The following is a 13,567-nucleotide window of genomic DNA, read 5'->3' as shown; positions in this document are numbered from 1 at the left end:
ATACGGGTGTAACAAGGGTTCATTTATGGCCCTTTTTTATGCAACTATCTCAAGCAATTGGCATCATCACGCTTAGTGCGCCAGAGCAGCTTCAACCCTTTGCCGACTTGCTGCCGTCAGCCTGATCGAACAAGCATTAACGCCTACTGAGACTGTCACTTTTCGCAAGTGCAAACTCCCACTGGGATCTAGGATGTAGCTGGGCATCGGTATGGCGGTATTCAGCCAGTGTCCTGTTTCCCAGACCGTTAATCTCAAGGATATTGTCGCTTGCGTTATCCGGCCACGCGCGTGAATGAACTTTATGCGCAACGTTGGGCAATAGAATGAGGATACCCTGAGGCCAAACAGGGGCTGTTGGGCGACTGCGGGTAGTACATTCAATAAGGTTTGGCATTTTGCTTATCAGCCAATGTTGTGGACGATAGCGGGTCATTTGAAGCACTTTTATGGATAGGCCTGTTAATCTGGTATTACCTTTCGGTGGGCGTGAAATTATCCCAAGAGGTTAGAGCAAGACGAGTCAAAGACCTATCAAAAAACAATGCCGATCACCTTAGGTGACCGGCATTAAGCCGAAGCCTTATTTCTAACTAAGTATACCCGCCATATTTCACCTTGCCTGTGCGCTAGCTTTCCTCGCTTACCCCAGTCACTGACTGTTGTATGCTCCTGGGTATCCATAAACCTCATCCTTGAGGTTCCGCCTGCGGCGCAGCACAAGCGCCGTTCGAATCGGTTCGCGACCTATTTGTCGCTAGGTTGCTGCCTTCCTGCAACGTGAATTATTTAGGGTTATAGACGCTAAACCAGCGTTAAGCGCAATAACTTAGAACTGGTAAACCAGACCCACAGCGACGACATTATCGGTAGTGGTGCCAGTGGCTTTAGTGAACTCGTTGTCGTTCAGCAGGTTGATTTTGTAATCAACATAAGTGGACATATTTTTGTTGAATTCGTAAGTGCTACCAACAGAAATATATTTAACCAGATCTTGGTCATGCCCCGTGCCTGCGTAGTGTATGTTCTTACCTTTAGATTGCAGGTAGGATACTGCTGGACGTAGGCCAAAGTCGAATTGGTACTGTGCGGTCACTTCGAAGTTGTGAGTTTTGTTAGCGATGCCATTCACATAGGAGTCTTTACCGAATGGCGTCATGTTGCGGGTTTCTGCGTACATAGCTGCCAGGTAAACGTTGTTGGCATCGTATTTTGTACCCACAGTCCAGGCCTCAGCCTTTTTGCCAAGCTCTTTATCTTTCAACTTCTGCGTTTCGGTACGGTTAGAAGACGCATAGGCAGCACCAATGCTTATGCCTTCACCGATGTCATAAGTAGAGGAGATACCCCAGCCTTCGCCGTTTTGTTCCTCGATGTCGCGCTCTTTCGCAGTGTTTTTACCTTGATACTGCAAAGCGAAGTTCAGGCCGTCAACCAAGCCGAAGAAATTGTTGTTACGGTAAGTTGCAACGCTGTTGGTACGACTAGTCATGAAATTGTCGGTAGAAGAGTAAGTGTCGCCACCAAACTCCGGCAGTGAATCTGTCCAGCTCTCCACGTTGTACAGTACGCCGTAGTTACGGCCATAGTCGAATGAACCGTAGTCAGCAAATTTCAGACCAGCGAAGCCCAGACGAGTTTCGCTATCTCTGGAACCTTGAGATTCAGCGTGGTTAGTCGCAAGGTTGTATTCCCACTGACCATAACCAGTCAGTTGGTCAGTAATCTGGGTTTCCCCTTTGAAGCCCATACGAGCATAGGATTTATCTTTATCCTGGTGTTTGTCCTTGGAAAAGTAATGCCGACCGACAACTTTACCGTACAGATCCAACTTATTGCCGTCTTTGTTGTAGATTTCTGCTGCGTTTGCTGCACCAGCAGCTAACAGAGCTGGGATTACTACTGCAAGAATGTTGTGCTTCATCATTGATTACCCTCATTGGTGTTATTCGGGCACCTGTGCCACTGCCACCAATAATCCTTTTGAACTATTGTTGATAGATTGGTGCCGACCTGTGTCTGAACGCAGTGTTCCATTCACGGGCAGGTTAATCTAGAACGAAAGTGCTACCAATCTCTCAATGTGGTTTCAAAAAGAAATCATGTGTTACAAATTGTAAATTTTTGGGAACTTTGTGATATGGGTCAATATCCATAAATGCGCAAGGCCAGCATAAATCTGGCCTTGTTTTGTAACAAATATCGTTGAAAAGGTATTTGAACGGGTTAATTCAGAAGCTTGCATTGCGTGGGGTACGTGGGAATGGGATCACATCACGTACATTTTGTACACCGGTGACGTAGGCGATTAAACGTTCAAAGCCCAAACCAAAGCCGGCGTGAGGTACGGTGCCGTAGCGGCGTAAGTCACGATACCACCCGTAGTCTTCTTTATTCAGCCCCATTTCTGCCAGACGCTGATCCAGCACATCTAGGCGCTCTTCACGCTGAGAGCCGCCAATGATCTCACCAATGCCCGGTGCCAATACGTCCATTGCGGCCACAGTTTTGCCATCGTCATTCATACGCATATAGAAGGCTTTGATGTCTTTTGGGTAATTTTTCACCACCACAGGGGCCTTGAAATGTTTCTCCGCCAGATAGCGCTCATGCTCGGAAGACAAGTCAATGCCCCAGGATACTGGGTTTTCGAAGGTCTGGCCGGAAGCGAGGAGGATCTCTACTGCTTCGGTGTAGCCAACCTGCGCGAAATCGGAAGAAACAAAACGTTGCAGGCGATCAATGGCGTCTTTGTCGACGCGCTCGGCGAAGAATTTCATATCGTCTATACGCTCATTCAAGACGGCCTGGAACACATACTTCAGCATTTTCTCCGCCAGTGCGGCAACGTCATCCAGTGTAGCAAAAGCGACTTCCGGCTCGATCATCCAGAACTCCGCCAGGTGGCGGCTGGTGTTGGAGTTTTCAGCACGGAAGGTTGGGCCAAAGGTATAGATTTTTGATAGCGCGCAGGCGTAGGTTTCGCCGTTTAACTGGCCAGATACGGTCAGGAAAGCTTCTTTGCCGAAGAAGTCTTCGCTGAAATCGATAGCACCTTGGTCGGTGCGCGGTAGGTTTTCCAGATCCAGCGTAGAAACGCGGAACATTTCGCCAGCACCTTCGGTATCAGAGGCGGTAATCAGTGGGGTAGATACCCAGAAAAACCCATTCTCATGATAGTAGCGGTGAATAGCCTGTGCCAAGGTATGGCGCACGCGCGCCACAGCGCCGATCAGGTTGGTACGTGGGCGCAGATGGGCTACTTCACGCAGATACTCAATGCTGTGGCGTTTGGCTGCCATGGGATAGGTGTCTGGATCGTCTACCCAGCCGACCACGTTGATAGCAGTGACCTGCAACTCGAAACTTTGGCCTTCACCTGGCGATGCGACAACCTTGCCGGTGACTTCAACCGAACAACCGGTGGTCAGGTGTAGTACTTCATCTTGATAATTCGGCAGAGAATGATCAACCACAGCCTGTAACGGATTAAAGCAGGAACCGTCATAAACGGCCAGAAAGGAGATACCCGCTTTAGAATCTCTCCGGGTACGTACCCATCCGCGCACGGTGACTTCACTGTCAACCGCAGCACGACCATGCAGCACATCGACTACAGGCACTACGCTCATAGATTTCTCTCTTCAATATTTGGTTTAGAATTGGCTGATAACCCAAGAATATGGGGATGTTTGCTATGTTACTTGCCGCAGGGCAGAGCACAAGCAGAAATCGCCAGATGGTTGCCACATTTCTTGGTGCTATATCCGGCAAAGAAAGCGTCAACAGGTTTTTTTCACCAGCGGCAGAGATCGAAGGCTTTGCGCAAGGCTTTGACGAAGGCTTGATCCTGACAGATGGTTTTCCCTGGGCTATCGGAAAGCTTGGCTACCGGTTTGCCTTTACATTCGACCAATTTAATCACGATATTCAGCGGCTTGACGCCCGGAATATCGCAGGTCAGGCGGGTGCCGATGCCGAACACCAGATTGATGTGCTGGTAGAAGTGGCGGTACAGCGCCAGCGCCTTATCCAGATCCAAGTTATCCGAGAACACTAGTGTTTTACTCATCGGGTCGATGCCAAGTGCCCGGTAATGGGCGATCGCTTTCGTGCCCCATGCGAACGGATCGCCCGAATCGTGGCGCAGCCCCTGGTAACGTTGAGCGAATTGCGGGCCAAAATCGCGCAGGAAAGCATCCATGGTGATGCAGTCGGTTAGCGCGATGCCGAGTTGATCCGGATATTCATCCAGCCAAGCCTGCAACGCAGCGCGTTGGCTGTTGGCTAAAACCGGGCTGATCTGCTGGTGAGCCTGGAACCACTCATGCGCCTGGGTACCAACCGGTGCCAGATCCCACAGATGCGCCAGATCATAATTGCTGGTACCGGCCAAATACGGAAACTCTGCCTTCATGGTGCTGACAATCGCCTGTTGCACGCCCTGCGAGAAACGGCGACGCGTGCCAAAATCCACCAGCTTGAAACGCGATATATCTACATCGCTAGCCAGGTTTTTGAACTGCAACAACTTGCTGCGCAGATGGGCGACAGCCCGTTCCGGGGTGACCTCTGGCGAGCGGTGGCGGTGTACCACCTCGCTGATTACCGCCAGTAGCGGCACTTCCCACATGATCACCTCGCACCACGGCCCGGCGATACGTATCTGTAGTTTGCCACTGCGGTTTTCGATGCTCACCTGCTGCGGATGGTAGCGAAAATCTCGTAGCCAATTCAGGTAGTCGTGGCTGAAGAAGGGGAGTCCTGAGAGATAGGCAAATTCCGCGTCGGTCAGCGCCAATTGGCTCATCAGTGCGACTTGCGCACGGATCTCATCGGCGTACTCACCCAGCAACTCGTTACCACGACAGCGGAATTCCGCTGCAACGCTGATTGTGGGATAGCGGTGCAACACAGCTTGCTGCATATGAAACTTATAGGCGTCAGTATCAAGCAGTGATGTCAAAATGGGGGAAGCGTATTGAGTCATAGCGTGTTACAGCACCCTCGCCAGATGTATTATCTTATCAATCAGTTATTTGAATGATTTTTTTATTTTGCTTGCAAATAGTTTATGCAAAGTGGAAAACAAAACAGGACTAAGGGCCTATCCCGGTAAGCGTACCTTGTTGCTGGCCAGTTTGCGCAGGGACAGCACGTAACAACCGGAGCGTACAGGGGTACGTGGGAATGGTGAGCGCTGCGCAGGTACAAAATGGCAAATAAAATAGCCCAATGGGATAGGATCTAAGTTCTCGACACTAAAGAATATCATAGCTAGGAACGGAATCTATGACTTCTACATCGGTTTATCGGGAAAAGGTTTTTTTCGCTCAAATTCAAATGTTGGCTGTAGCCGAGGCCACTTTGGAATCAACGGACACAACAGACTTGACGTCGTTGAGAGCATGTGGAGTGCTGCAAAGGTAACAGGTTCAACGTTATAGTGCTTAGCTGTGATACATTTAATCACCATCGGGCTAATCGGGCAAACGCGCACTGACGTCTCTCTACGCATTCGTAGATGATGCTGGCCTGACATTTGTCACTTACTAAAGACGTCGAAGGATTTTATGACACAACAACCGCAGGTGCAGTATCGCCACAATTATCGTGCGCCAGATTACACTATCACCCATATCGACCTGGATTTTGAACTGGATGCAGACATCACCCACGTCACTGCCGTCAGCAAAATTAAACGCCAAGGAGACACCGAGGCGGCGCTGGTACTGGACGGTGAAGAGCTGACGTTGGTGAGTATTCAGGTTGATGGCCAGGCGTGGAGCGCCTACCGTTTTCAGGAGAACCAACTGGTCATCGATGGTTTGCCAGACCATTTTACTCTTACTATCGTTAATGATATTTATCCGGCGAAAAACACCGCGCTGGAGGGGCTTTACCAGTCCGGTGACGCATTGTGCACTCAATGCGAAGCCGAGGGTTTCCGCCACATTACTTACTACCTGGATCGTCCAGACGTGTTAGCGCGCTTTACCACGCGCATTGTGGCTGATAAGGCACGTTATCCGTTCCTGCTGTCGAATGGCAACCGCATTGGTCAGGGTGAACTGGAAGGCGGCCGTCACTGGGTACAGTGGCATGATCCATTTCCCAAACCTTGCTACCTATTTGCGTTGGTGGCTGGTGATTTCGAGGTGTTGCGCGACAGTTTCACCACCCGCTCCGGGCGTGAAGTCGCGCTGGAGTTGTTTGTTGACCATGGCAATCTGGATCGTGCCGACTGGGCAATGACCTCACTAAAGAATTCGATGAAGTGGGACGAAACCCGTTTTGGTCTGGAATACGATCTCGACATTTATATGATCGTGGCGGTGGATTTCTTCAATATGGGGGCGATGGAGAATAAAGGGTTAAATATCTTTAACGCTAAATATGTGCTGGCAAAGGCGGAAACCGCGACCGATACGGACTACTTGAACATTGAAGCGGTGATTGGCCACGAATATTTCCACAACTGGACGGGCAACCGCGTGACTTGCCGCGACTGGTTCCAACTCAGCCTGAAAGAGGGATTGACGGTATTTCGCGATCAGGAGTTCAGCTCTGATCTGGGTTCTCGTGCGGTTAACCGCATTAGCAACGTGCGTGTGATGCGTGGCGCACAGTTTGCCGAAGACGCCAGCCCAATGGCGCACGCCATCCGCCCGGATAAAGTGATCGAAATGAACAACTTCTATACCTTAACGGTGTACCAGAAAGGGGCTGAAGTGATCCGCATGCTGCATACCTTGCTGGGCGAGGTGAACTTCCAGAAAGGGATGCAGCTTTATTTCGAGCGTCATGATGGCAGCGCCGCTACCTGTGATGATTTTGTGCAGGCGATGGAAGATGCTTCCAATGTCGATCTGTCGCTGTTCCGCCGTTGGTATAGCCAGTTTGGCACCCCGCTACTGACAATACGCGATGACTATGACGCTGAAAATCAGCAATATCGCCTGCACATCAGCCAGAAAACCACGCCAACCGCTGAGCAGCCGGAAAAACTGCCGTTGCATATTCCGCTGGATATTGAACTGTACGACAGCGAAGGCAGCGTCATTGCGCTGCAAAAAGACGGTTCGCCAATCAATAACGTGCTGAACCTGACTGACGCGGAGCAGACCTTCGTATTCGACGGCGTGGCGCACCAGCCGGTACCCTCACTGTTGCGCGAGTTCTCTGCGCCAGTGAAGTTGGACTATCCGTACAGCGATCAGCAACTGACCTTCCTGATGCAACATGCGCGTAATGAATTCGCCCGTTGGGATGCTGCGCAGAGCCTGTTGGCCACCTATATCAAGCTTAACGTGGTCAAGCATCAGCAGCAGCAACCGTTGACGTTGCCGCTGCATGTCGTCGATGCGTTTCGCGCGCTATTGCTAGATGAACAACTAGACCCGGCGCTGGCGGCGCAGATCCTGACTTTCCCATCCGAAAATGAGATGGGCGAACTGTTCGCTACTATTGATCCAGAAGCGATCTCAGCAGTGCATGAGGCGATTGTCCGCTGCTTGGCGGAGGAAATGGCTGATGAATGGTTGGCGGTTTATCACGCCAACAAGACAGACAGTTACCGCGTTGAGCATAGCGATATCGCCAAGCGCACCCTACGCAATGTATGCCTGGGCTATTTGGCTTTCGGAGAGGATATGGCGCTGGCTGACAAGCGGGTGAGCGAACAGTATTATCAGGCCGATAACATGACCGACTTGCTGGCGGCTTTGGCTGCGGCAGTGGCCGCGCAGTTACCATGCCGTGACGCGTTGCTGGCAGCGTTCGACGAACGTTGGCACAATGATGGGCTGGTGATGGACAAATGGTTTGTGCTGCAAGGCAGCAGCCCAGCGGCGGACGTGTTGAACAAAGTGCGCGGCTTGCTGCAACACCGTTCGTTCAGCCTGAACAATCCAAACCGCACCCGTTCGCTGATCGGCGGCTTCGCCTCCGGCAACCCGGCGGCATTTCATGCTGCCGATGGCAGTGGCTATCAGTTCCTGGTGGAAATCCTTAGCGATCTTAACCAGCGCAACCCGCAGATCGCTGCGCGGCTGATCGAACCGTTGATTCACCTGAAACGCTATGATGCGGGCCGCCAGGCATTGATGCGACAAGCGCTGGAGCAGTTGAAAGGATTGGAAAATCTATCGGGCGATCTGTACGAAAAGATCAGCAAAGCGCTCAATGCCTAACCGATCATACCACGATACAAAGGGGGCGGCAGGTGCCGTCTCCTTTATAATTCACCGTCTGGCGCTGGGGGGATAGATCCTGGGTTGTGTTCCGTCATTGCCCCGTGAGCGCCGCTGGTGGGCCAAATAAGCGACGTGTAACCTAGGAATACCTTCACATGGCCCAGCCCTACGGATCTGCAACGCTGCCACGGTTAATGACCGGACACCGCCGAGTGTGTGCAGCGTACCTTGTGGAATATTCTAATTTGGCAGGGGATGCCAGATAATACCCCGCCAATGTGCCATCGGGAAATCAGGAGAGTTTATGTATTATCCCATCATGAGGAAAGTGTTGTTCCAGCTCGATCCTGAGTGCGCGCATGCATTGACCTTACAACAATTGCGCCGTATTACCGACACCCCATTAGCGTTTCTTGTCCGCCAGTCAATGCCAACCAAGCCGGTAAGTTGCATGGGGCTGTCGTTTAAAAACCCGTTGGGATTGGCAGCTGGCCTGGATAAAAATGGTGAGTGTATCGACGCATTTGGCGCGTTGGGTTTTGGCCATGTGGAGATAGGCACCGTGACACCGCGTCCACAGCCGGGCAATGACAAGCCGCGCCTGTTCCGCGTTGTGGAAGCTGAAGGCTTGATTAACCGTATGGGCTTTAATAACCATGGTGTGGACAATCTGGTCGAAAACGTTAAGCAATCCCATTTCGGTGGCATTATCGGGATTAATATCGGCAAGAATAAAGACACGCCGGTCGAACAGGGTAAAGACGATTATCTGACCTGTATGGAGAAAGTTTATCCCTATGCAGGGTATGTCGCGATTAATATCTCATCACCCAATACCCCAGATTTGCGATCCCTACAGTATGGCGAAGCGCTGGACGATCTTTTAGCGGCGATTAAAAATAAACAACAGGAACTCCATGAAGCTCACCACAAATACGTGCCGGTGGCGGTAAAGATCGCCCCGGATCTTTCTGAAGAAGAATTAATCCAAATAGCCGATAGCCTGGTGCGGCATAATATCGATGGGGTGATAGCCACCAATACCACGTTAGATCGTAAACTGATCCAGGGATTAAATTACTGTGAGCAAATGGGAGGCCTCAGTGGGCGTCCATTGCAATTGCGCAGTACCGAAGTGATCCGCCGCCTGTCGGACGAGCTGCAAGGGCATCTGCCGATTATTGGCGTGGGGGGTATTGATTCACTGACGGCGGCGCGTGAAAAAATAGTGGCGGGTGCGACTCTGGTACAAATTTACTCCGGCTTTATCTTCCACGGGCCGCGTTTGATTAAAGATATTGTTACCCATATATAATTTTTTCCTTTCATTTTATCTCTGGGGGTGTATTTATGCCCCCGGTTCGTCTATATTTTGTTCATTGGCATAAATATGGCTCGCGGAATTATTCGATATTCAAGCAAATCTATTGATGATAAAATTACCTTTCAGGTAAATACGATGTGGCGTAGGCAGCGAGAAGGATAAGAGATGAAGATAAAACCTGACGATAATTGGCGTTGGTATTTCGACGCTGAGCACGATCGGCTAATGTTGGATTTAGCCAATGGTATGATCTTTCGCTCACGCTTTCCGGCTAAAATGTTAACGCCAGACGCCTTCAATGAATGTGCTTTTTGTGTTGACGACGCCGCCCTTTATTTCACTTACGAAGAACGCTGCAAACAACTAAAACTCAGCCATGAACAGCGCGCGGAACTGGTATTGAATGCGCTGGTCGCCTACCGTTTCCTCAAGCCGCTGATGCCGAAAAGTTGGCACTTCTCACAGCAACACTACCCGCTACAGCCGAAGAACGGTGAACTGGCGGTGGTGAAGGTGATGGAAAGCGGTGTTGAAGCTTGCCTGCTCGTGGTAGAGGTCGGCGATAACGCTAGCCTGTGCCTGCTGGCGCAGAACCACCTGCCGGTGGCGGGTCGCACCATGGTGCTGGGTGATGCGATCAAAGTGATGCACGATCGGCTCAAGCCCTGCGCGCTGGAAGAGTCCTCCGCCCCGGCTTACGATAGGGCGGTGTAAACCTATTACGCCAGCGTCAAATCGCTTTTCGGAATGCAACTACAGCAAAGAATGCTGCTGTTGCCAGCCAGTGCGCTGTTCTTCAGCGGCGCGACCTCACCACTGACCAATGTTATGCGGCAATTGCCACAGATACCCGCCCGGCAGGAATAAGGCACGCGAATTCCCTGTTGTTCCAACTGTTCGAGTAATATTTGCTGGTTATTGCCGGTAAATATCTGGCCTTCATATTCTATGGTCACGCTGTGCACGTTATTCTGCGGTGCGGCCAGGCTTGCTTCCAGGTTGCCTGCACCATAAGCGCGGGGCGGCTTGGTCGACAACACTTCCACGGTATCGCCCACACGGATAATGCCACTGTTGCACGCAATCATATTCTGACCAAAGTCGATGTCGCCGTTATCGGCGGTGCGGAATTCTTGCAGCGTGCGCAATGGTTCACCGTTCGGATGCTTGCGGCCATGTTCGGTGCTGACAGTGGTCAACACGCAGCGGCTGCAAGGTTTCACCAGATCGAACCTCACATCGCCCACACTGATCCTCTGCCAGCCGTCTTCGGCCCAAGCGCTGGCACCGGCGATCACCAGATTGGGACGGAACTGCTCCAGCTTGATGCTACTGGGGCAACGCTGTTGCAGGGCATTAAACGAAGCTTGGTTAATCAATAGATAAGGATAACCATCGGCAAACGACAGCGGAATTTCCGGGTGCTTCTTGACCCGGCGGGAGAGTTCTGTACCCAGCCAGCGTAGCTGCACATCGTGCTGGAAATAGCCGCTCAGCCAGCGGTTGATCTCTGCCGGCGCAATCAGGGCGGTGAAATGGTTGCCCCACACCTCGGTAGCTTGCGCTGCGGTGGCGAAATCGCTGAAATGAATGGCCGCACTTACGCCGTCTGGCGCGGTCAGGAACAGGCCGTTTGCCAGCAGTGCCGGGGTGAACAGCACCATCTGCGGATATTGGCGTGCAGTAATAAAGGTGCCATCTACATCGGTGATCATAAAAGTACGATCGGAGGCCAGGCCGCTGCTGGATACTTGGGCATGTGAAAGCTGCAAACCCCGCAGTGATTTAACCGGATGAACGTAAAGTCTGGCAAGCGTGATCACCCTTATCTCCGTGCGATGATTAAATAGCAGGGAGCAACTTTATGACAAGCGGTCTGGATTAGCTATAATGCGCAACAATTTTCTTTTTGGTGATAAGTACGATATGAACTCTCTGTTTGCCAGCACGGCGCGTGGGCTGGAAGAACTGCTAAAAAGCGAGCTGGAAGCGCTGGGCGCTCACGACTGCAAAGTGGTGCAGGGTGGGGTACATTTTCAGGGTGACGATCGTCTTTTGTACCAAAGCCTGCTGTGGAGCCGCCTGGCATCGCGCATTCTGTTGCCACTGAACGAGTTCCGCGTGCACAGCGATCTGGATCTGTACCTAGGTGTGCAAGCGGTTGACTGGCCGAGCATTTTTGGCGTAGAAAAAACTTTTTCCGTGCATTTCAGCGGTGTCAACGAGGAGATCCGCAACAGCCAGTACGGTGCGCTGAAGGTGAAGGACGCCATCGTCGACAGCTTTACCCGCAAGATCAATCAGCGCCCGACGGTGGCTAAGCAACAGTCAGATATTCGCGTCAATGTGTTCTTGCAGCGTAATGTAGCCAGTGTGGCGCTCGATCTCAGCGGCGAAGGTTTGCACCAACGCGGCTACCGCGATCTGGCGGGTCAGGCACCGCTAAAGGAAAATCTGGCGGCTGCTATCGTGCAGCGATCTGGCTGGCAGCCGGGCGCGCCGATGCTCGATCCGATGTGCGGTTCTGGCACCCTGCTGATCGAAGCGGCGATGATCGCCTCCGATCGCGCGCCGGGGTTGCATCGCCAACACTGGGGCTTTACTGCCTGGTATGGTCACAATGCCGATCTGTGGTGCGAAGTGATGAGCGAAGCCCAGGAACGTGCACGCGATGGCCTACAGCAGACAACCTCGCGCTTTTTCGGCTCCGATAGCGATCGCCGGGTGATCGAGATAGCACGCAGCAATGCGCGCCGTGCGGGCGTAGCCGAACTGATCACCTTTAATATTAGTGACGTCAGCAAACTGACTAATCCGCTGCCGGAAGGCCCGATCGGCAGCGTGGTCAGCAATCCGCCGTATGGTGAGCGTCTGGAAAGCGAGCCGGCGCTGATTGCGTTGCACAATATGCTCGGGCGCATCATGAAAAGTGCCTTTGGCGGCTGGCAACTGTCGCTGTTCAGCGCCTCACCGGCGTTGTTGAGCTGCCTGCAACTACGCGCAGAGCGCCAGTTCAAGGCTAAAAATGGCCCGCTGGACTGCGTGCAGAAAAACTATCAGTTGGCGGCTAACCCGCCAGGCGCTGGCGGTGTGCCGGTGGCGGAAGATTTCGCCAACCGCCTGCGCAAAAACCTGAAGAAGCTCGATAAATGGGCGAAACAGCAGGGCATCGAATGCTACCGACTGTATGATGCCGATCTGCCAGAATACAACGTGGCGCTAGACCGCTACGGCAGTAAAGTGGTGGTGCAGGAGTATGCGCCGCCGAAGACCGTGGATGCGCAGAAGGCGCGCCAGCGCCTGTTCGATGTGATCAACGCTACGCTGGCGGTGCTGGAATTGCCATCCAACCAGTTGATCCTTAAGACCCGTGAGCGGCAGAAAGGTAAAAACCAGTATGAGAAGCTGGCGCAGAAGGGCGAGTTCCTGCTGGTGGAAGAGTTCAACGCCAAGCTATGGGTTAACCTGACCGATTACCTCGATACTGGCCTGTTCCTCGACCACCGCATTGCGCGCCGTATGCTGGGCGAGATGAGTAAGGGCAAGGACTTCCTCAACCTGTTCGCTTATACCGGCACTGCCAGCGTGCACGCGGGGTTAGGTGGCGCGCGCAGTACCACCACGGTGGATATGTCGCGCACCTATCTGGAGTGGGCGGAGAAGAACCTGCGAGCCAATGGCTTGACCGGCCGTCAACATCGCTTGATCCAGGCCGACTGCCTGTCGTGGCTGAACAACGCCAGTGAGCAATTTGATGTGATTTTTATCGATCCGCCTACCTTCTCCAATTCCAAACGCATGGAGAGCAGCTTTGATGTGCAGCGCGATCATCTGGAGCTAATGAAAAATTTGCAACGGTTACTGCGCCGCAACGGTACTATCATGTTCTCGAACAACAAGCGTGGCTTCCAGATGGATGTGGTGGGTCTGAGCACGCTAGGTCTGGCAGCGAAAGAAATCACTGCCCAGACCTTATCGCAGGACTTTGCCCGTAACCGTCAGATCCATAACTGCTGGCTGGTCACCCATGTCGGCGAAGGAAAATAAT

General features: G+C 52.3%; 7 protein-coding genes and 1 pseudogene. 4 read left to right on the top strand and 4 right to left on the bottom strand.

Annotated features, from left to right (window positions below):
* Positions 1 to 829 precede the first annotated feature (829 nt).
* The 3 genes and pseudogenes from ompC to pncB all read right to left on the bottom strand — a co-directional run bounded on the left by ompC (position 830) and on the right by pncB (position 4,990).
* Entirely contained in the window at positions 830 to 1,927 is a 1,098-nt protein-coding gene (gene ompC, locus SYMBAF_RS08180; protein ID WP_040265071.1) for a porin OmpC, read from the bottom strand.
* Between the two features lie 304 nt (positions 1,928 to 2,231).
* The gene (gene asnS, locus SYMBAF_RS08175) at positions 2,232 to 3,632 is read right to left on the bottom strand and encodes an asparagine--tRNA ligase (RefSeq protein ID WP_040265072.1); all 1,401 of its coding nucleotides are present in this window, start codon (positions 3,630 to 3,632) and stop codon (positions 2,232 to 2,234) included.
* Between the two features lie 150 nt (positions 3,633 to 3,782).
* Positions 3,783 to 4,990 (bottom strand): annotated as a pseudogene (gene pncB / locus SYMBAF_RS08170) (nicotinate phosphoribosyltransferase).
* Positions 4,991 to 5,573: 583 nt separating this feature from the next.
* On the opposite strand from pncB, the gene pepN reads away from it, so the two are divergent.
* From pepN to SYMBAF_RS08155, 3 genes are all read left to right on the top strand, one after another.
* Positions 5,574 to 8,192, top strand: coding sequence for an aminopeptidase N (gene pepN / locus SYMBAF_RS08165; RefSeq protein ID WP_040265073.1), 2,619 nt, complete (start codon positions 5,574 to 5,576; stop codon positions 8,190 to 8,192).
* A gap of 307 nt (positions 8,193 to 8,499) precedes the next feature.
* The gene (pyrD, locus tag SYMBAF_RS08160; protein WP_040265074.1) at positions 8,500 to 9,510 is read left to right on the top strand and encodes a quinone-dependent dihydroorotate dehydrogenase; all 1,011 of its coding nucleotides are present in this window, start codon (positions 8,500 to 8,502) and stop codon (positions 9,508 to 9,510) included.
* Between the two features lie 174 nt (positions 9,511 to 9,684).
* Positions 9,685 to 10,233, top strand: a complete 549-nt coding sequence (locus SYMBAF_RS08155) for a cell division protein ZapC (RefSeq protein ID WP_040265075.1) — start codon at positions 9,685 to 9,687, stop codon at positions 10,231 to 10,233.
* Between the two features lie 5 nt (positions 10,234 to 10,238).
* On the opposite strand, the gene SYMBAF_RS08150 is transcribed toward SYMBAF_RS08155, so the two are convergent.
* On the bottom strand, positions 10,239 to 11,342 hold the full coding sequence (locus SYMBAF_RS08150; RefSeq protein ID WP_040265076.1) for a YcbX family protein: 1,104 nt from the start codon (positions 11,340 to 11,342) through the stop codon (positions 10,239 to 10,241).
* 103 nt (positions 11,343 to 11,445) lie between these two features.
* On the opposite strand from SYMBAF_RS08150, the gene rlmKL reads away from it, so the two are divergent.
* Positions 11,446 to 13,566 carry a bifunctional 23S rRNA (guanine(2069)-N(7))-methyltransferase RlmK/23S rRNA (guanine(2445)-N(2))-methyltransferase RlmL gene (rlmKL, locus tag SYMBAF_RS08145; protein ID WP_152609107.1) on the top strand — a complete coding sequence of 707 codons (2,121 nt, stop codon included), beginning with the start codon at positions 11,446 to 11,448 and terminating at the stop codon, positions 13,564 to 13,566.
* The last annotated feature ends 1 nt before the right edge of the window (position 13,567 follow it).

The sequence above is a fragment of the Serratia symbiotica genome (genome assembly GCF_000821185.2).
Classification (GTDB): Bacteria; Pseudomonadota; Gammaproteobacteria; order Enterobacterales; family Enterobacteriaceae; genus Serratia; species Serratia symbiotica.
Note: the sequence above shows the minus strand (reverse complement) of the source record. Positions and strands in the feature narration are given on the sequence as shown.